This window comes from Pseudogulbenkiania sp. MAI-1 (assembly GCF_000527175.1).
GTDB lineage: Bacteria > Pseudomonadota > Gammaproteobacteria > Burkholderiales > Chromobacteriaceae > Pseudogulbenkiania.
Genome location: NZ_AZUR01000001.1, coordinates 4196919 through 4215078, shown reverse-complemented (window position 1 = coordinate 4215078; position 18160 = coordinate 4196919). Strand labels below are relative to the sequence as shown.

Below are 18160 nucleotides of genomic sequence, written 5' to 3'. Positions count from 1 at the left end.
CATCAGGAAACCATCATGTCCCGCAATCTCGAACTGTTTGAACGTGGCAAGCAAGTGATCCCCGGCGGCGTCAACTCGCCGGTACGCGCCTTTGGCCAGGTCGGTGGCACGCCGCGCTTCGTCAAGCGCGCCGCAGGCGCCTATTTCTGGGATGCCGACGACAAGCAGTACCTCGACTACGTCGGCTCCTGGGGCCCGGCCATCCTCGGCCATGCCCATCCCGAGGTGGTCAAGGCGGTGCAGGACGCCGCCGTCGGCGGGCTGTCGTTCGGCGCGCCGACCGAGGGCGAGGTCGAGATTGCCGAGGAAATCTGCAAGCTCTTGCCGTCCGTCGAGCAGCTTCGTCTCGTCAGCTCCGGCACCGAGGCGACGATGAGCGCCATCCGCCTCGCGCGTGGTTTCACCGGGCGCGACCTGATCGTCAAGTTCGAGGGCTGCTACCACGGTCATTCCGACAGCCTGCTGGTGAAGGCCGGCTCCGGCCTGCTGACCTTCGGCAACCCGTCCTCCGGCGGCGTGCCGGCCGACTGCACCAAGCACACCCTGGTGCTGCAGTACAACGACGTGCAGCAGCTCGCCGACACCTTCAAGGAAGTCGGCGACCAGATCGCCTGCGTGATCCTGGAGCCGATCGCCGGCAACATGAACCTGATCAAGCCGTCGGCCGAGTTCGTCCAGGCCTTGCGCGCGCTGACCGAACAGCACGGCGCACTGCTGATCTACGACGAGGTGATGACCGGCTTCCGCGTGGCGCTGAACTGCGCCCAGGGCCTGCACAGCATCACGCCGGACCTGACCACGCTGGGCAAGGTGGTGGGCGGCGGCATGCCGCTGGCGGCATTCGGCGGCCGTGCCGACATCATGGCCAAGATCGCGCCGCTGGGTAACGTCTATCAGGCCGGCACGCTGTCCGGCAATCCACTGGCGGTGGCGGCCGGGCTGACCACGCTCAAGCTGATCCAGCAGCCGGGCTTCCACGACACGCTCTCCGCGCGCAGCGCCAAGCTGGCTGCGGGTCTCGCCGAGGCCGCGCGCGAGGCCGGCGTGGCGATGAGTACCGACAGCGTGGGCGGCATGTTCGGCTTCTACTTCAGCGATACCGTGCCGACCAGCTACGCCGAGGCGACTCGCTGCGACATCGCCCGCTTCAAGGCGTTCTTCCACGCCATGCTCGACGAAGGCATCTACCTGGCGCCGTCCGCCTACGAGGCCGGCTTCGTGTCGATCGCCCATACCGACGCGCTGATCGACGAGACCATCGCCGCGGCGCGCCGCGCGCTGGCGAAGATCTAAGTTCCGCTGAAACCGGCCAGGCTGCAGAACTCTACCTGGGGCTGCGGCCTGGCCGGCCGTCCTGCTGCCCTTACCCACCAATCATGACCGACCTGTTTTCCGATCCCATCGAGCCCGCCCTCACTCCCGCCCACCAGGCGCTGCTGTCCGTGCTGGCGCTGCTGCCCGGCGGCGAGACCAAGGCCAACCTGTTGACGCTGCTGCATCGCGCCGAGGTGCACGACGACCACGGCAAGGCGCTCGACAGCGTCCGGCTCGGTACGCTGCTGGCCGAGCTGGAGAACCGGCAGTGGATCGTGCGCACCCCCGGCCTGCCCTTCCGCCTGGCGCCGGCGGCGCGCACCGCCGCGCTGTTGCCCCTGCTGCAGGACCGGCGCGAGCTGGCGCGCTGGAGCAAGCTGCTGCCCGAGCATCTCGGCAGCCGTCAGGCGAGCTGGGGAGCGGCCGACCTGGCGCAGTGCCAGTTGCAACTGTGGCTTGCCGTGCTCGGTGGCCAGGCCCGACCGGCGCAGCGCTGGCTCGCGCAACTGCATGAGTTGCAACAGCGTGCCGGGCAGACGCCGCCCTCGCCGGCCAAGCGGCTGTTCGCCGACGCCGCCGGGCGCGCGCTGTTCGACGGGCTGGCTGACGACGTGCAGGTGATGCTGCTGCTCGACTACCTGCCGGAAGCCTGTTGGCGTTTCGACGGCTTCCGCCACGGTTACGACTACGCGCTGTCGCGCTGGGACAGCGGCTACAGCGACTGGGAAGAACTGGCCGAATGGCTGCTGCGCCAAGCGCTGTGGCGCGGCGACGGCGAGCGGGTGGCGCAGTTCGGCCGCATCGGCAACAGCCTCGGCGGTGCGCTCAGCGCCCTGCTGCTGCAGGGCAGCTACGGCGCGGCGCTGGCCCATCTCGACGCCTGGCGCGAACAGCGCAAGGCAGAAACCCGGCAACGCAAGCTCGACTTGCCGGCCGAACTGCACGCGCTCTACTGCCTGGCCTTGCTGGGCGCGGCCGATCCGGCCCGCCAGGCCGAGCTGAAGCAGGCGATCCAGCACGGCATCAAGCACAACCTCGGCCAGAGCTACGCCCTGCTGCAGCACCTGGTAGCGCTGCAGGAAGGCGTGGCGGTGCCGGCTTACCTTGGTCTGCCCGAGCAGATCCACCTGGCCGGGCTGGACGGCCTGATGCTGGCGCTGGCGCTCTATTGGCTCGATGCCCGGCAGGCCACCACCAGGGGCTGGCAAGCCACGCTGCACGCCTTCCGCGAGCGCATGCATCAGGAAGGCTACCAGCGCGTGGTCGAAGAGCTGGAGGTGCTGCTGGAGCGGCAATTCGGCGAGCCCCGCAGCACGCCGGACTGGCACAGCCGGCACGGCGCGCGGCCATTATTGGATGTCTACCAGCGTCGCGAAGCCTGGCAGCATGCGCTCACCGCGCTGTTCTCGCTCGCCCCCGGCAAGGCAGGCGAAGCACGACCGGCGTCGGAAAACCCGACCCGGCTCGCCTGGTTCGTCAGTGCGGCACGCCACGGCGTGCTGCTCGAACCGCGCGAACAGAAGCTCGGCGCCAAGGGCCAATGGAGCAAGGGCCGCGCCGTGGCGCTCAAGCGGCTGCAGGACGAGGCCGACAGCTACGATTACCTGCTGGAACAGGACCGCAACGTCATCCGCCACATCCAGCGCAGCTATGACGGCTACTACGGCGGCTCCAGCTACGAACTCGACGGCGAAAAGGCGCTGCCGGCGTTGGTCGGCCATCCGGCGCTGTTCTGGGCCGACGCCCCCGACGTGCGCATCGACATCGTCGCCGGCCAGGTGGCGCTGCAGTTGAAGGAAAGCGGTGCCCACATCCAGCTCAAGCTGACCCCGGCCCGCGTCGGCCCCGACAGCGAAGTGGTGTGGGAAAAGGACACCCCGACGCGGCTGGTGGTCTACCCGGTCAGCAAGGAAATCCGCCAGATCGCCGCCATCGTCGGCAAGGAACTGACCGTGCCGCTGGCGGCCAAGGCGCAACTGATGGAGGCCATCACCCGCATCGCGCCGCTGGTGCCGATCCACTCCGATCTCCCCGAGCTGGCGGCCCACGTCGCCACCGTGCCGGCCGACACCCGGCTCTACGCCCACCTGCTGCCGCTGGAGCAGGGCCTGCGCCTGCAACTGCTGGTGCGACCGCTGCCCGGTGGCGCCTGGTGCAAGCCCGGCCAGGGTATGGAAAACCTGATGGGCGAGGTGGAGGGCAAGGCCCTGCAGACGCGCCGCGATCTGCGGCAGGAAAAGCAGGCGCTGCAAGCCCTGCTCGATGCCTGCCCGGCGCTGGCTCAAGCCGACGGCGACGGCCAGGAATGGCAGCTGGCCGAGCCGCAGGCGGCATTGGAAGTGCTGTCCGAATTGCAGGCGATGGACCCGGCCATGCTGGAGTGCGTCTGGCCGGAAGGTGAACGCATGCGCATCAAGGCACGCCGTGGCCTGGCCCAGATGAAGTTCGGCCTGAAACGGCAGGGCGACTGGTTCGTGCTCTCCGGCGATGTCGAACTCGACGACGGCCGTGTGCTGCAACTGCGCCAGCTGCTGGAACTGCTGCAGGCCGGCCCCGGACGCTTCCTCAAGCTCGGCGAGCAGGACTGGCTGGCGCTCACCGATGCCATGCGCCGTCGGCTCGACGAACTGGCGCTGCTGGCCGATCACGTCGGCAAGGACGGCGCCATCCGCCTCTCCGCCCTGACCGCCCCGCTCTTGGCCGAGCTGGAACAGGAGGCCGGCCAGTTCGAGGCCGACGCCGCCTGGTGCGAACAGCTCGCCACGCTGGAGAGCCTGCGCGACTACCAGCCCAAGCCGCCCTCCACGCTGCTGGCCGAACTGCGCGACTACCAGCTGGAAGGCTACGCCTGGCTGTCCCGGCTCGCGCGCTGGGGCGTGGGCGCTTGTCTTGCCGACGACATGGGGCTCGGCAAGACGGTGCAGACGCTGGCCTTGCTGCTCGAGCGCGCCCCGGCCGGGCCGCAGCTGGTGGTGGCACCGACCTCGGTGGCGCTCAACTGGCTGGCCGAAGCCGCCCGCTTCGCCCCGACGCTCCGAGTCCGCTTTTACCAGCAGCAGCGCGCGCTGGCCGACCTGGCCCCGTTCGACCTGGTGGTGACGAGCTACGGCCTGCTGCAGCAGGATGCCGACGCCTTCGCCGCGGTGCCGTGGACCAGCGTGGTGCTGGACGAGGCGCAGGCGATCAAGAACGCGGGTACCAAGCGCGCCCAGGCGGCGCTGGGCCTTACGGCCGGCTTCAAGCTCGCCGCCAGCGGCACCCCGGTGGAAAACCACCTGGGCGAGCTGTGGAGCCTATTCCGTTTCCTCAACCCCGGCCTGTTGGGCAGCCAGGAACGCTTCAACCAGCGCTTCGCCATCCCGGTCGAGCGCGGCGACAAGAACGCCAGGAAGGCGCTCAAGGCGCTGATCCAACCCTTCCTCCTGCGCCGTACCAAGAGCCAGGTGCTGGACGAACTGCCGCCGCGCACCGAGATCACCCTCAAGGTGCCGCTGTCCGGCGAGGAAATGCATCTCTACGAGGCGCTGCGCCAGCAGGCGGTGGACAAGCTCGACGCGCTGGGCCAGGACGACAGCAAACCGCTCAAGGTCTTGGCCGAAATCACCCGGCTGCGCCGCTTCTGCTGCCACCCGCGCCTGGTGCTGGAGGACAGTCCGCTCGCCGGCAGCAAGCTCGCCGCCTTCGCCGAGATCGCCGAGGAGCTGCTGGACAACCGCCACAAGGCGCTGGTGTTCAGCCAGTTCGTCGATCATCTCGCCATCGTGCGCGGCTGGCTCGACGAGCGCGGCATCGCCTACCAATACCTCGACGGCGCCACCCCGCCGAAGGAGCGCAAGGCACGCGTCGACGCTTTCCAGGCCGGCGAGGGAGAGCTGTTCCTGATCAGCCTCAAGGCCGGCGGTACCGGCCTCAACCTCACCGCCGCCGACTACGTCATCCACCTCGACCCGTGGTGGAACCCGGCGGTGGAAGACCAGGCCTCGGACCGCGCCCACCGCATGGGCCAGCAGCGCCCCGTCACCGTCTACCGGCTGGTGGCCGAGCACACCATCGAGGAACAGATCGTGGCGCTGCACGCCGCCAAGCGCGACCTGGCCGACAGCCTGCTGGAAGGCGGCGAGATCAGCGCCAAGCTCAATGCCGACGCACTGCTGCAGCTGCTCCGGGGGGAGTAAGCCGCCTCTCTGGCGGTATGCCCCCCGCCTTGCCAACCCGGCCCCTCCTCCGTAGCGCTACGGAAGGGGGCCGGCGCCACGCCGTGCCATAATGCCGCCATGACATCCCGCTCCCGCCGCCTCCAGCTGGTCTGGCTCGGCCTGAGCCTGGCCGGCGCCGGCTGGCTCGCCGCGCAGACCCTGGCCGAGCGCAAGGCGCGCTTCCTCCAGGACACCAGCATCACCCACCGCCTGTTTAGCCAGAAGGCCGTGCAGCACGAGGCGGTGCTGGCCACGCTGGCGGTATTGCCGCAGGCGCCGCCTCCGGCCGCCCTGTTCCCCGGCCTGCGCTCGGCGCTGCCGCAGTTGCTGGCGCTCGGCCGCTGGCACGATGGGCGCTGGCATGGCGATGGCGCCGCCCCGCCCGGACTGGCCGCCGCCGTGGCCCGTGCCGCACGGCTGCAGCATCCGCTGGCCTTGCCGTCCGGCGATGGTCGCTACTGGCTGGCGCACGCCTCGGGCTGGGCGCTGCTGATCGACAGCCGCCGCCTGCTGGCAGCGGGCGACTGGCCGGCGGCGCTCGGCAACGTGCAGCTGGAACTGCCGCAGGGACCGCTGATGCTGCTGCAGCGTCAGCCCGAAGCGCCGTGGCTGGGCTGGACGCTGGCCATCGACAAACCGCTGGCGGCACCCGGCCAGCCCTTCGTGCTGCACAGCCGCCATGCGCTGACGCCGGGCGAGTGGCCGTGGGCCCGCGCGCTGCTGTGGAGCGCCCTGTGCGCCGGCTTGCTGGCCGGAGGCGCCGGCTGGCAGCAGAGCCGTGCCGCCGCCCGGCGCGAACGCGAGCGTGCCCGGCTCGCCGCCGTGGCGCGGCTGAACACGCTGGGAGAAATGGCCGCCGGGCTGGCACACGAACTGAACCAGCCGCTCACCGCCATCCTGGCCCATACCCGCGCCGCCGAGCGCCTGCTGGACGATCCGGACGAGCAGGACAGCGTGCGCCAGGCGCTGCGCACCAGCGCCGAGCAGGCACGCCGCGCCGCCGACATCATCGCCCGGCTGCGCGCCCTGGTGGCGCAACCCGATGCGCCGCCGGCGACACACGCGGTCGACCCCGACCAGCTGCTCGCTACCCTGCAATTCCTGCTCGAGCCGGAATTGCGCCGGCACGCCATCCGTCTCGACTGGCACAACGCCAGCCCTGGCTGCTCTCCCCTCGGCGAGCGCGTGGCGCTGGAACAGATCCTGCACAACCTGTTGCTGAACGCCATCGCCGCCCTGCGCGAAGCGCCGCCGCCGCGTCGCATCGAAGTCGGCGGCGTGGCGGAAGGCGGGCACTACCGCTTTGCCGTCGTCGACAACGGCCCCGGCATCGCCGCCGACGCTCTGCCGCGGCTGTTCGAACCGTTCTACAGCACCCGTCCGGGCGGCATGGGGCTGGGCCTGTCGCTATGCGAGACCCTGGCGGGCTCGCTGCACGGGCGGTTAACGGCAGCCAACCGGCCGGAAGGCGGCGCGAGCTTCACCTTGACGCTGCCGCTGGCCAAGGGAGATCCGACATGAACGAAAACCGGCAATCGCCGCTGATCCACTTGGTCGACGACGACGAAGCGGTGCGCGCCGGCCTGGCGCTCTTGCTGAAGAGCGTCGGCCTGCGTGCCGAACCCTACGCCGACCCGCAAGACTTCCTCGCCCGCTTCGACCGCGCCGCCATCGGCTGCGTGGTGCTCGACATCCGCATGCCCGGCATGAGCGGGCTCGACGTGCTGGAACGGCTGGCGACGGAGGCCGACCTGCCGGTGATCCTGCTGACCGGTCACGGCAGCGTCGACCTGTGCCGGCGCGCCTTCAAGGGCGGTGCGGTGGAATTCCTGCAAAAGCCGGTCGATGACGACCTGTTCCTCGACACCGTGCAGAAGGCGCTGCGCCAGCACATCGCCAGCCGCGCCACGCTGGCGGCCACCCAGGAGGCGCGCCAGCGGCTGGAACGGCTGTCAGGGCGCGAACAAGAAGTGCTGCTGCGCGTCTGCGCCGGCATGACCAACAAGGAGATCGCGCGCGAACTGGCCCTGTCGCCGCGCACCGTGGAAACCTACCGCGCCAACGTGTTCGCCAAGCTCGAGGTCGACACCCTGGCGCAACTGATCCGCCAATACCTGCCGCTGATGGGCTGATGCCTCCGTAATGCTACGGAGGCAATACCGTAGCCGGGCGCATGGCGGCACCGACAGTCCGTCACTAAGCTTGAGCCTGTCCGTGAACAACGCAACCGACAGGAGTCCCGACATGATCCGCACCCGCCTCGCCACCCTCGCCCTGCTCTGCCTTGCCGGCGCCGCCCACGCCGGGGCGCTGAGCGAACGCAACCTGGCACTGGCCGATGCCCAGAAGCTGGCCAACGACACCGTCGCCGCCTGCCAGGCCAAGGGCTACGCCGTCGCCGCCGCCGTGGTCGACCGCGCCGGCCTGCTCAAGGCCTTCGCCCGCGCCGACAACGCCGGTGCCCACACCATCGACGCCAGCCGCGCCAAGGCCTTCACCGCCGCCTCGGCCAAGGCGGCGACCTCGGCGCTGATGGAAAACGCCCAGAAGAATCCGGGCGCCGCCAATCTGGTGCACATTCCCGGCTTCCTGCTGCTGGGGGGCGGCGTGCCGCTCAAGGTCGGCAACGAAGTGATCGGGGCCATCGGCGTCGGCGGCGCGCCGGGTGGCCATCTCGACGAGCAATGCGCCCTGGCCGCGCTGGAAGCCAACGCCGGGTTGCTGAAGTAAGCGTCTGCCCGGTATCACCGATGCAAGAACGGCAGCCTGCGGGCTGCCTTCTCCGTGAGTGCCCAGCGGAAAGCCTGCAACGGCGCATGCCCGAAACCCGGCCCGCCCTTGGCTATCATCCAGTCATGGGGGGGCCGACAGGTGTCTCGCCCCGCCCTTTGGCCGTCCGGGCCGATCACGGAGAACGCCGATGATGATCCACAACCTACTCAACGACCTGCCCGCCGCCGGCGACCGGGAAGTGTTCCACAGCCTGCTGCACCGTCCCGGCCTGAAAATCGAGCGCATCGTGTCGTTCGGCCAGGCCAGCCCGCCCGGCTACTGGTTCGACCAGCCCCGGGGCGAATGGGTGCTGCTGCTGGCCGGCGAGGCCAAGCTGCTGTTCGAGGACGAAGGCACGCCGCGCGACCTGCGCCCCGGCGACTGCCTCGACATCGCGCCGCACCGCCGCCACCGCGTCGACTGGACCGACCCCGGGCAGCCGACGGTGTGGCTCGCGGTGCATTACGACACGGCGGAGACGGCCTAGTCCCGCGCCGCCAGCGCGTCCAGCACCGCCGCGTCGAGCGCCTGAGGATGGGCGGTAACGCGCAGCAGCTGATTCATCGCCGGGTGCGGCGGGCGATGCACCGCCACGCCGTCGGCCAGCAAGGCGCGCTGGATGTGCTCGGCCATGGCGGCATCCGGGTAGGCGATGGCGACGAAGTTGGTGCGGCTGGGCAGCACGGTCAGGCCGCGTTCGCGCAGCGCCTCCGCCAGCTGGCTACGCAGCGCCAGCGTGTCGGCGATCAGCCTTCGCGCGTAGTCCGGCTCGTCCAGCACCGCCTGCGCCGCCGCCTGGGCGATGGCCGACAGCGCGTACTGCGGGCGGATCTGGTCGGCCTTGGCGACGATGTCGGCGGTGGCGATGGCGTAACCCACGCGCAGGCCGGCCAGCGCGTAGGCCTTGGACAAGGTTCTCAGCCGCACGGTGTTGGGCAGCACCCCGGCCGGCGGCGCATCGGCCTCGTCCACGCAGAAATCGACGTAGGCCTCGTCCAGCAGCAGCACGCAGTCCGCCGGCAGCGCGGCGCGCAAGCGCTCGATCGCCTCGGCGCGGTGGTAGTGGCCGCTCGGGTTGTCCGGGTTGGCCAGGTAGACCAGCGCCGCCCGGTGGCGGTGAGCGGCCTCGGCCAGTGCCGCCAGGTCCGGCGCCACCAAGCCGTCGTGGCGGGCGTAGTCGACCTCGACCACCTGCGCGCCGACGCCCTCGGCGAAGTAGCGCAGCGTCGGATACGTCCCCGCCGTGCTCACCACCGTGTCGCCGACGTTGCAGAACAAGCGCAGCGTCAGCAGGATCAGGCTGTCGGCGCCGGTATCGAACACCACCTCCTCCGCCGCCACGCCGTTGAGCGCCGCCGCGCGCGTGCGCAGCGCGTGGGCGTAGGGATCGGGATAGAGCCGCGCCAGCTCGGCGCCGGCGGCGCCGATCAGCTGCAACAGCGGCGAGGCCGGTTGCGGCATGCTCTCGTTCGAGCCGATGCGCGCGCGGACCGGGTGGCCGAGCGCCGCCTCCAGCTTCACGATGCCGGGAAACGGATTGACGATGGGGTGATGCTCGAGGTGGCGGGCGAAACGGGTCATTGGGTCACTCCACGAAGGCGATGTGGATCATTCCAGGCGGTGTCTGCAGGATGATCCGGAACTGGCCGTGCTAACCATATGAAGAATGCCCCGGCGGGCGGGGCATGGGCGGCTAGGCCGGGCTCACGGCGCCGAGGCGTCCTTGTGCTGCTGGGCCGGCGCGTCCTTGGGCAGGTAGAGCGGCCCCTTGTAGCCGCAGGCCGTGGCCAGCAGGCACAGGGCCACGAGGGAGATCATGGTTCGCATGGGAACGGGTCCGATGTGGCAAAATCACGATACTAGCAAAGCGCGCCGCGCCGATACATAGCGCCCGTTTCCTCAGGCAGGCCTGCCAGCCCTGGCCCGCTCGCCTGGCAACATCGCGCATCGACCGGCCGCCTGCCGACCCAACTGGACAAGACGACATGACCGACAGCGAATTCCTCATCCTCACCGACGGCATCTTCGCCCGCATCGAGAACGCCATCGACGACGCCGGCCTCGACGCCGACTTCCTCACCACCGGCAACGTGCTGGAAATCGAGTTCGACAACGGCGCCAAGATCGTGATCAACCGCCACAGCAGCAACCACGAGCTGTGGATCGCCGCCAGGAGCGGCGGCTACCACTTCGCCTGGAACGACGGCCAGTGGCTCGCCGCGCGCGACGGCGCCGAATTCTTCGCCACGCTGTCGCAGGCGGTGCGCGAAGCCTCCGGCCAGGACTTCGAGATCACCGAATGATGGACGCGGCGGCGCTGGCGCTGGCCGGGCTCACCGCCTCGGCCTTCCTGTCGGCCACGCTGCTGCCGGGCAACTCCGAGCTGGCGCTTGCCGCCTACCTCTATAAATGGCCGGACTGGCTGTGGCCGGCACTGCTCGCGGCCACGCTCGCCAATGCCGCCGGCAGCGTCAGCAGCCTGTGGCTGGGGCGGCTGGCGCCGAAGAAGGCACTGTCGCCCCGGCTGGCGCGCTGGTTCGAGCGTTTCGGCCCCGCCACCCTGCTGTTGGCCTGGGTGCCGCTGATCGGCGACGCGCTGCCGCTGGCGGCGGGCTGGCTGCGCCTGCCGCTGCTGCCCAGCGTGCTGTGGCTCACCGTCGGCAAGGGGCTGCGCTACGGTGCCATTGCGCTGACCCTGCAGACGCTGGTGCGCTGAGCATGCGGCAATCCGGATTTCCGTATATTGCCAGGCAATGTCGTTCGGTTTTCCGAACAAAAATGGGTGGCAAGCGTCCCGTAGCGCTGTCTGTGGGAGTGCAAATGGCGCCCGAAACCAGGTTGGCACAAAAAATATTTCTATCAAAATAGATTTGTCGATAGATTATTTTCGCAATTTACTCAGGCAGTGAGACAAAAAAAACCACACCCGCCATTCTTTTTTGCATCATATGGCATGCGCCCTATGAGCGCTTCATGACGAAAGCCCATGACGAAACATATCCCCCGCAAGCGCTTCGGCCAGAACTTCCTGCAGGACGCCAGCGTGATCGAAAGCATCGTGCACGCGGTCAACCCGCAGCCCGGCGACATCGTGGTCGAAATCGGCCCCGGCCTAGGCGCGCTGACCCGGCCGCTCCTGGCGCGGCTGCCGCACCTGCACGTGGTCGAGATCGACCGCGACATCATCAGTCGCCTCAAGAGCGAGTTCCCGCCCGAGCGCCTGACCATCCACGAGGGCGACGCGCTGGCCTTCGATTTCGCCAGCATCGGCACGCGTTTCAAGCTGATCGGCAACCTGCCGTACAACATCTCCACGCCGCTGTTGTTCCACCTCGCGAGCTATGGCGACCGCGTGGTCGACATGCACTTCATGTTGCAGAAGGAAGTGATCGAGCGCATGGTGGCCGCACCGTCCACCGCGGATTACGGCCGGCTGACGGTGATGCTGCAGTATCGCTTTGAAATGGAACAGATTCTGCATGTACCGCCGGGCGCGTTCTGGCCGCCGCCCAAGGTGGAATCGGCGGTGGTGCGGATGATCCCGGCGCCGGGGCGCTGCGGCGTGGCAAAGGACGAGAGGCTGCTGGAAGCCCTGGTCACCCAGGCTTTCTCGCAGCGGCGCAAGACCCTGCGCAACAACCTCAAGGGTGTGCTGGACGAGGCCGATTTCGCCGCGCTGGATATCGACCCGGGCCTGCGCCCGGAGAACCTGGCGGTGGAGCAGTACGTGGCCATGGCCAACCTGCTGAGCGGCCGACGCTGACGCCTGCGGCGTTGCCGCTTGCGCTGCCCGGCAGCTGCCCCGAGAATCGGGGCGGCGAAGACCGGCCCGGTGGCCGGCGAGCGCTGGCAACGCGTTGAAACGTAACAGAAAATCGAATAAAGAAAGAGCGCAAGATGATTCGCTTCATTAACGTGCACAAGTGGTTCAAGGACCTGCATGTCCTCAACGGCGTCAACCTGAACGTCGCGGCCGGCGAGGTGGTGGTGGTGTGCGGGCCGTCCGGCTCGGGCAAGTCCACGCTGATCCGCACCGTCAACCAGCTCGAATCGATCAACTCCGGCGAGATCTGGGTGGACGGCAAGAACGTGGTCGATCCCAAGACCGACCTCAACGCCCTGCGTGCCGAAGTGGGTTTCGTGTTCCAGCATTTCAACCTGTACCCGCATCTGTCGGTACTTGACAACATCACGCTGTCGCCTCTAATGGTTAAGAAGATGGAACGGGCGGCCGCCGAAAAGCTGGCACTGCAATTGCTAGAGCGGGTTGGACTGGCCCACAAGAAAGACGCCTTCCCGGCGCAGCTTTCTGGTGGGCAGCAGCAGCGTGTGGCGATCGCCCGCGGCCTGGCCATGCAGCCTCAGGTAATGCTGTTCGACGAGCCCACGTCGGCGCTGGACCCGGAAATGATCGGTGAAGTGCTGCGCGTGATGAAGGACCTGGCCGAGTCGGGCATGACCATGATGGTGGTGACCCATGAAATGGGCTTCGCCCGCGAAGTGGCCGACCGGGTGGTGTTTGTCGATCATGGCCAGATCATAGAAGAAGCCCAGCCTGAGGAGTTTTTCATGAACCCTCAGCATGATCGGGCCAAGCAGTTCCTGCGCCAGTTGCTGACGCCGATGCAGTGAGTCGGCAACGGGACGGAGCACGCTGTCAGCACGGCTGACCCTCGCACGAAGGGCGCCGGGATTAATAAAACGGGAAAATCAGGAGAAACTTGCATGCGTTTTACCACTCGACTCATTTGTACCGCCACCGTTGGCGCCCTGCTCGCTGCTCCGGCCATGTCCGCCGACCTGACCGGCACCCTGAAGAAGATCAAGGATTCCGGGACCATCGTCGTCGGTCACCGTGACGCCTCCATCCCCTTCTCCTACCTCGACAACAACCAGCAGCCGATCGGCTACTCGATGGACATCGCCAACAAGATCGTCGATGCCGTCAAGAAAGAGCTGAAGATGCCGACCCTGAAGGTCCAGTACAACCTGGTCACCTCGCAGACCCGCATCCCGCTGGTACAGAACGGCACCGTCGACTTCGAGTGCGGTTCCACCACCAACAACGTCGAGCGCCAGAAGCAGGTCGACTTCTCGGTCGGCATCTTCGAGATCGGCACCCGTCTCCTGACCAAGAAGACCTCCGGCATCAAGGACTTCGCCGACCTGAAGGGCAAGAACGTGGTGACCACCGCCGGCACCACCTCCGAGCGTCTGATCAAGGCCATGAACGCCGAGAAGCAGATGGGCATGAACATCATCTCGGCCAAGGACCACGGCGAATCGTTCCTGATGGCCGAATCCGGCCGCGCCGTTGCCTTCATGATGGATGACGCCCTGCTGTACGGCGAGATGGCCAAGGCCAAGAACCCGGCCGAGTGGGTGGTGACCGGCAAGCCGCAATCGTTCGAGATCTACGGCTGCATGATGCGCAAGGACGATCCGGCCTTCAAGAAGGTGGTCGACAACGCCATCAAGGCCACCTACAAGTCCGGCGAGATCAACAAGATCTACACCAAGTGGTTCATGAACCCGGTTCCGCCGAAAAACCTCAACCTGAATTTCCCGATGTCGGATGAACTGAAGGGTCTGATCAAGAACCCGACCGACAAGTCCGCCGAGCAGATGTAATCCTGACGGGCGACTCGAGCCCGTCGTGAACCTGTCCCCGGCGCGAGACGGCGGCATTGCCGCCGCCCGCGCCGGCCAGCCGCCCCCGAGGCGGGGACCTTCACAGCCGATCCCGCATTGGCCGTGAGGGTTGCTGCTGCCCGCGCCCTCCCCCGGCGCGGCAATGGACAGGAACATGCCGGGCTCCGGGGGAGGTCGTCTCCCCCATTTTGTTTGGAGATTCGGTATGAATTACAACTGGGACTGGAACGTCTTCTTCAAGTCCACCGGTATCGGCAGCGAGATCTACCTCGACTGGTTCATCTCCGGTCTGGGCTGGACCATCGCCGTGGCGCTGGCCGGCTGGATCATCGCGCTGATCCTGGGGTCGGTGCTGGGCGTGATGCGCACGCTCCCCAACAAAGCCGCCGCCGGCATCGCCACCGCTTACGTCGAGCTGTTCCGCAACGTGCCGCTGTTGGTACAGCTCTTCATCTGGTACTTCCTGGTACCCGACCTGCTGCCGGAACAGGCGCAGATCTGGTTCAAGCAGGACCTGAGCCCAGCCACCTCGGCCTACCTGTCGGTCGTGGTCTGTCTCGGCCTCTTCACCGCCGCCCGGGTGTGCGAGCAGGTGCGTACCGGCATCCAGGCGCTGCCCCGTGGCCAGAACTACGCCGCCATGGCGATGGGCTTCCAGCAGGCCCAGGTCTACCGCTACGTGCTGTTGCCGCAGGCCTTCCGCATCATCATTCCGCCGCTCACCAGCGAATTCCTGAACATCTTCAAGAACTCCTCGGTGGCCTCGCTGATCGGCCTGATGGAACTGTTGGCGCAGACCAAGCAGACCGCCGAGTTCTCGGCCAACCTGTTCGAAGCGTTCACGCTCGCCACGGTGATCTACTTCGTGCTCAACATGAGCCTGATGGGCCTGATGGGCTGGGTGGAGCGTAAGCTTCGCGTACCGGGCATGATGGGAGGTGCCAAATAATGGATTTCAGCCAGATCGGCCCGTCCCTGCCGGGGCTCATGGATGGCATGGCGCTGACGCTCAAGCTGCTCTTGCTGGCGGTGGGCGGCGGCGTGGCGCTGGGGACTATCCTCGCGCTCTTGCGCCTGTCGAGCAGCCCGCTGCTGTCGGGTATCGCCAAGTTCTACGTCAACTACTTCCGCTCGATTCCGCTGCTGCTGGTGATCACCTGGTTCTACTTCGTGGTGCCGCTGATCTTCAAGTGGATTTCCGGCGAATTCGTCGCGGTCGGCGCGTTCACCTCCTGCCTCGTGGCCTTCATGATGTTCGAAGCGGCCTACTATGCTGAGATTGTGCGTGCCGGCATCCAGTCCATCTCCAAGGGCCAGCTCAACGCCGCCTACGCGCTGGGGATGACCTACGGCCAGGCGATGCGGCTGATCATCCTGCCGCAGGCGTTCCGCAAGATGATGCCGCTCTTGTTGCAGCAGAGCATCATCCTGTTCCAGGACACCTCGCTGGTGTACGCCGTGGGCCTGATGGACTTCCTCAACACCGCCCGCTCCAAGGGGGATATCGTCGGCCAGCCGCACGAATTCCTGATCTTTGCCGGGGTGGTGTACTTCGTAATCAGTTTCGGCGCCTCCACCTTGGTGAAGCGCCTGCAGAAAAGGTTGGCAGTATGAGCGCGATGATTACTCTCAAGAACGTCAGCAAATGGTACGGTGACTTCCAGGTGCTCACCGACTGCTCGACGGAAGTGAACAAGGGCGAAGTGGTGGTGGTGTGCGGCCCATCGGGCTCCGGCAAGTCCACGCTGATCAAGACCGTCAACGCGCTGGAACCGTTCCAGAAGGGCGAGATCATCGTCGACGGCATCTCGGTGGGCGACCCGAAGACCGACCTGCCCAAGCTGCGCGCGCGCGTCGGCATGGTGTTCCAGCACTTCGAGCTGTTCCCGCACCTGTCGATCACCGAGAACCTGACCATCGCCCAGGAGAAGGTGCTGGGGCGCAGCAAGGACGAGGCGCGCCAGAAGGGCCTGCACTACCTCGACCGCGTCGGCCTCAAGGCCCACGCCGAGAAGTTCCCGGGCCAGCTCTCCGGCGGCCAGCAGCAGCGCGTGGCGATCGCCCGCGCCCTGTCGATGGACCCGATCGCGATGCTGTTCGACGAGCCGACCTCGGCGCTCGACCCGGAGATGGTGAACGAGGTGCTGGACGTGATGGTGGAACTGGCGCACGAAGGCATGACGATGATGTGCGTGACCCACGAGATGGGCTTCGCACGCAAGGTGGCCAACCGCGTCATCTTCATGGACAAGGGCGCCATCGTCGAGGACTGCGCCAAGGAAGAATTCTTCGGCGACATCAAGGCCCGCTCCGAGCGTGCCCAGCACTTCCTGTCCAAGATCCTGCAGCACTGAGCCATGGATGACGGCGGGACGAACGATCTTCGCCCCGTCTTGACCGCGCAACGCCACCGCAACCCGGTGGCGTTTTTTTACTTTCAGGGCCAGTGCTGCAGTTCGCGGTACTGCGGCCCCTGCGGCGTCAGCGTGGATTCCATCAGCGACACGCGCAGCAGGACGAACGGCAGCGGCGCGATGTCCTGCGGCGGCAGCCGGCGGCGCGCCCGGCGCAACAAGGTCACATGCGGTACGAACGGCCGGGTCTCGGTCGGAAAACCCGCCTGCGCCAGTCCCTGCTGCAAGGCGGCCGCCAGTTCGCTCAGCGCCGGGCACGGCTGCGAGCTGCCGGCCCAGACGATGCCGTTGGGCCAGCCGCCGACTTGGTCTATCGTCCATATCTCCCCGGTGAGGCGCGGCAGGCCTTGCCCGATCGCCAAGAGTTCGTCCAGCCGCTCGGGCGGCACTTCCCCGAGAAAGGCCAGCGTCAGGTGCAGCCGCTCGGGGCCGACCACTTGGCCGCGGCTGAATTTGGCCAGACTTTTGCCATTGGCATGCAATGACACGGACGTCGACTTGTCCGGTATGATGGCAAAAAAGAGTCTCAAGACCCGATTCCTTTCCCTAAACTGATCGAACCATTCCTCACTCAGAGACGACACGGGTTTCTTCATGTATTCAACGCACTTTCTGGGACGGCAGCCGATCGTGGATGCCAAGGAAAACCTGGTCGGCTACGAGTTGTTGTTCCGTTCCAGCCCGGTCAACGCGGCGCACGTCGTCGACGATTTCGCCGCCACCGCCACGGTGATCCGCCACGCCTTCGTCGACCTCGGCGTGGCCGAAGTGCTCGGCGACCGGCAGGGCTACATCAACGTCGACGAACAGCTTTTGATGAGCGATCTCATCAACGTGCTGCCCCACGACACCGTGGTGCTCGAGATACTGGAAACGGTCCGTCCCAAGCCCGCCCTGCTGGCCCGGCTGGCCGACCTGCGCCAGCGCGGTTTCCGCCTGGCGATGGACGATCTGGGGACGCTTGACGACGACAGACGCGCCCTTCTCGAATATGTCGACATCGTCAAGATCGACTTGAGCCTGGTCGAGTTGTCCGCGCTGCCGGCCCTGTTGAAGTCGCTCGAGGATTTTCGCGGCACCCTGCTGGCGGAAAAGGTCGACAATCCCGAACAGTTCGAGACCTGTCGCCTGCTCGGCTTCAAGCTGTTCCAGGGCTACTTCTTCGCCCATCCCACGGTGATCCATTCGCGCCAGGTGCGCCCCAAGGTCTCGGTGCTGCTGCGCCTGTTGGGGCTGATCCTCAGCGACGCCGAGACCGATGCGCTGGAAGAGGCGTTCAAGAGCGCGCCGGACATCGCGCTGATGCTGCTGAGGCTGACCTCCACCGCAGCTTTGGCCGACAAGTCGGCGGTCACTTCGATTCGCCAGGCCATCCTGCTTCTGGGGCGCGACAAGATCAAGCGCTGGACCCTGCTGTTGATGTTCGCCACCGCCGTCCCGCAGAGCGACAAGGTCCGTCACAATCCGTTACTCGAACTGGCCGCCACGCGCGGGCGCATCATGGAGCGCCTGGCCCAGTGCCTGCGGCCGGACGCGCCGCTGCTGGCCGAACAGGCGTTCATGGTCGGCATCCTGTCGCTGATCGACGCCCTGATGCTGCGTCCCAAGGCCGAGCTCATTCCGCAGCTGCCGGTCGATCAGAACATCAAGGAGGCCGTGCTCGACGGCCGCCACATCCTCGGCGAGTGGCTCAGGGTCACCGTGTCGCTGGAGGACGAAAACACGGTGCAGCCGGCGGGTTACGACGCCGAACTGCTGACGCGCATCGAGACCGAGTCGCTGGACTGGGTCAAGCGCATGTGGGCGTGAGCC

At 67.2% G+C, this 18160-nt stretch carries 18 protein-coding genes; 15 read left to right on the top strand and 3 right to left on the bottom strand.

Annotated features, from left to right (window positions below; all coding sequences use genetic code 11):
• Positions 1-15: 15 nt before the first annotated feature.
• The 6 genes from hemL to PSEMAI1_RS0119770 all read left to right on the top strand — a co-directional run bounded on the left by hemL (position 16) and on the right by PSEMAI1_RS0119770 (position 8769).
• Positions 16-1293 carry a glutamate-1-semialdehyde 2,1-aminomutase gene (hemL, locus tag PSEMAI1_RS0119795; RefSeq protein ID WP_024304536.1) on the top strand — a complete coding sequence of 426 codons (1278 nt, stop codon included), beginning with the start codon at positions 16-18 and terminating at the stop codon, positions 1291-1293.
• Positions 1294-1376: 83 nt separating this feature from the next.
• Positions 1377-5489, top strand: a complete 4113-nt coding sequence (locus PSEMAI1_RS0119790) for an SNF2-related protein (protein WP_024304535.1) — start codon at positions 1377-1379, stop codon at positions 5487-5489.
• 99 nt (positions 5490-5588) lie between these two features.
• On the top strand, positions 5589-7031 hold the full coding sequence (locus tag PSEMAI1_RS0119785) for an ATP-binding protein (RefSeq protein WP_024304534.1): 1443 nt from the start codon (positions 5589-5591) through the stop codon (positions 7029-7031).
• Positions 7028-7642 (top strand): response regulator transcription factor, encoded by a 615-nt coding sequence (locus tag PSEMAI1_RS0119780; RefSeq protein ID WP_024304533.1) that lies wholly within the window; start codon positions 7028-7030, stop codon positions 7640-7642. The genes PSEMAI1_RS0119785 and PSEMAI1_RS0119780 overlap by 4 nt, the downstream gene beginning before the upstream one ends.
• Positions 7643-7754: 112 nt before the next feature.
• Positions 7755-8240, top strand: a complete 486-nt coding sequence (locus tag PSEMAI1_RS0119775) for a heme-binding protein (RefSeq protein WP_024304532.1) — start codon at positions 7755-7757, stop codon at positions 8238-8240.
• A 190-nt stretch (positions 8241-8430) separates the two neighbouring features.
• Positions 8431-8769 carry a cupin gene (locus PSEMAI1_RS0119770; RefSeq protein WP_024304531.1) on the top strand — a complete coding sequence of 113 codons (339 nt, stop codon included), beginning with the start codon at positions 8431-8433 and terminating at the stop codon, positions 8767-8769.
• On the opposite strand, the gene PSEMAI1_RS0119765 is transcribed toward PSEMAI1_RS0119770, so the two are convergent.
• Entirely contained in the window at positions 8766-9863 is a 1098-nt protein-coding gene (locus PSEMAI1_RS0119765) for an aminotransferase class I/II-fold pyridoxal phosphate-dependent enzyme (protein WP_024304530.1), read from the bottom strand. The two genes, PSEMAI1_RS0119770 and PSEMAI1_RS0119765, sit on opposite strands and share 4 nt — an antisense overlap.
• Before the next feature lie 123 nt (positions 9864-9986).
• Positions 9987-10109 (bottom strand): lipoprotein, encoded by a 123-nt coding sequence (locus PSEMAI1_RS21585; protein ID WP_084612740.1) that lies wholly within the window; start codon positions 10107-10109, stop codon positions 9987-9989.
• Positions 10110-10267: 158 nt separating this feature from the next.
• On the opposite strand from PSEMAI1_RS21585, the gene cyaY reads away from it, so the two are divergent.
• From cyaY to PSEMAI1_RS0119720, 8 genes are all read left to right on the top strand, one after another.
• Positions 10268-10585 carry an iron donor protein CyaY gene (gene cyaY / locus PSEMAI1_RS0119755; RefSeq protein WP_024304529.1) on the top strand — a complete coding sequence of 106 codons (318 nt, stop codon included), beginning with the start codon at positions 10268-10270 and terminating at the stop codon, positions 10583-10585.
• Complete coding sequence (locus PSEMAI1_RS0119750; protein ID WP_024304528.1) at positions 10582-10998, top strand: YqaA family protein; 417 nt, start codon at positions 10582-10584, stop codon at positions 10996-10998. The genes cyaY and PSEMAI1_RS0119750 overlap by 4 nt, the downstream gene beginning before the upstream one ends.
• 270 nt (positions 10999-11268) lie before the next feature.
• Entirely contained in the window at positions 11269-12045 is a 777-nt protein-coding gene (rsmA, locus tag PSEMAI1_RS0119745) for a 16S rRNA (adenine(1518)-N(6)/adenine(1519)-N(6))-dimethyltransferase RsmA (protein ID WP_024304527.1), read from the top strand.
• A gap of 134 nt (positions 12046-12179) precedes the next feature.
• Positions 12180-12914 carry an amino acid ABC transporter ATP-binding protein gene (locus PSEMAI1_RS0119740; RefSeq protein ID WP_024304526.1) on the top strand — a complete coding sequence of 245 codons (735 nt, stop codon included), beginning with the start codon at positions 12180-12182 and terminating at the stop codon, positions 12912-12914.
• A 93-nt stretch (positions 12915-13007) separates the two neighbouring features.
• Positions 13008-13913, top strand: coding sequence for a glutamate/aspartate ABC transporter substrate-binding protein (locus tag PSEMAI1_RS0119735; protein WP_024304525.1), 906 nt, complete (start codon positions 13008-13010; stop codon positions 13911-13913).
• A 226-nt stretch (positions 13914-14139) separates the two neighbouring features.
• A complete protein-coding gene (locus PSEMAI1_RS0119730) occupies positions 14140-14883 on the top strand; it encodes an amino acid ABC transporter permease (protein ID WP_024304524.1) in 744 nt (247 codons plus the stop codon).
• Positions 14883-15548 carry an ABC transporter permease subunit gene (locus PSEMAI1_RS0119725; protein ID WP_029770858.1) on the top strand — a complete coding sequence of 222 codons (666 nt, stop codon included), beginning with the start codon at positions 14883-14885 and terminating at the stop codon, positions 15546-15548. Before PSEMAI1_RS0119730 ends, PSEMAI1_RS0119725 begins: the two co-directional genes overlap by 1 nt.
• 5 nt (positions 15549-15553) lie before the next feature.
• On the top strand, positions 15554-16288 hold the full coding sequence (locus tag PSEMAI1_RS0119720) for an amino acid ABC transporter ATP-binding protein (protein ID WP_024304522.1): 735 nt from the start codon (positions 15554-15556) through the stop codon (positions 16286-16288).
• An 83-nt stretch (positions 16289-16371) separates the two neighbouring features.
• Here the strand turns inward: PSEMAI1_RS0119720 and thpR are convergent, their stop codons facing one another.
• Positions 16372-16878: an RNA 2',3'-cyclic phosphodiesterase gene (thpR, locus tag PSEMAI1_RS0119715; protein ID WP_024304521.1), complete on the bottom strand. Its 507-nt coding sequence runs from the start codon at positions 16876-16878 to the stop codon at positions 16372-16374.
• A gap of 64 nt (positions 16879-16942) precedes the next feature.
• Between thpR and PSEMAI1_RS0119710 the strand changes: the two genes are divergently transcribed.
• Entirely contained in the window at positions 16943-18157 is a 1215-nt protein-coding gene (locus PSEMAI1_RS0119710) for an EAL and HDOD domain-containing protein (RefSeq protein WP_024304520.1), read from the top strand.
• Positions 18158-18160: the final 3 nt, after the last annotated feature.